Source organism: Alcanivorax sp. P2S70, from assembly GCF_000475295.1.
GTDB classification, from domain to species: domain Bacteria; phylum Pseudomonadota; class Gammaproteobacteria; order Pseudomonadales; family Alcanivoracaceae; genus Alcanivorax; species Alcanivorax profundi.
In genome coordinates this window covers 1-963 of sequence record NZ_AXBZ01000072.1, presented here as the reverse complement: position 1 = coordinate 963, position 963 = coordinate 1, and the positions used below count along the sequence as shown (strand labels likewise).

Annotated in this window: 1 pseudogene; it reads right to left on the bottom strand. The window is 59.4% G+C overall.

The features are described from left to right. Nucleotides 1-29 precede the first annotated feature (29 nt). Nucleotides 30-963 (bottom strand): annotated as a pseudogene (locus Q672_RS32755) (Fe/S-dependent 2-methylisocitrate dehydratase AcnD); the annotation flags it as partial.

Sequence of the window (963 nt, the reverse complement as noted above, 5' to 3'; positions counted from 1 at the left end):
GCAGGCAAGCTCCCACAACAAGAACCGCCTTAGCCCGCTTCCGCCATGAACTCTTTGGCGAATTTTTGCAGGATGCCGCCATTGGTGTACACGGACACTTCTTCTGCGGTATCCAGACGACACAGCATCGGGACCCGTTCCACGTCACCATTCTGGCGAGTAATCACCAGTGTCATGGTGCCACGAGGAGCGATCTCACCTTCCACGTCGTAGATCTCGGTACCGTCCAGCTTCAGGGTCTTGCGGGTGGTGCCTTCCTCGAATTGCAGGGGCATGACGCCCATACCGATCAGGTTGGTACGGTGAATGCGCTCGAAACCTTCAGCGGCAATCACTTCCACACCGGCAAGGGCAACGCCCTTGGCCGCCCAGTCACGGGAAGAACCCTGACCGTAGTCTGCGCCAGCCACAATGATCAGCGGCTGCTTGCGCTCCATGTAGGTTTCGATGGCTTCCCACATCCGCATCTGCTGGCCTTCCGGCTCAACACGGGCCAGGGAGCCCTGGATCACTTCACCGTTTTCGTCCAGGCACATCTCGTTGAACAGTTTCGGGTTCGCGAGCGTGGCACGCTGGGCGGTCAGGTGATCACCTCGGTGGGTGGCGTAGGAGTTAAAGTCTTCCTGCGGCAGACCCATCTTGTCCAGGTAGGCACCGGCAGCGCTATCCAGCAGGATGGCGTTGGACGGAGACAGGTGGTCCGTGGTGATGTTGTCCGGCAGGATCGCCAGCGGGCGCATACCCTTCATCTCACGCTGACCGGCCATGTTGCCTTCCCAGTACGGAGGACGACGGATGTAGGTGGACTGAGGACGCCAGTCGTACAGCGGGCTGGCTGCGCGCTCACCGTCACCCTTCTTCTCGAACATCGGGATGTAGGTCTTGCGGAACTGTTCCGGCTTCACCGCAGATTTCACGATGGCATCGATCTCTTCATCAGAAGGCCAGATGTCCTTCAGGTAG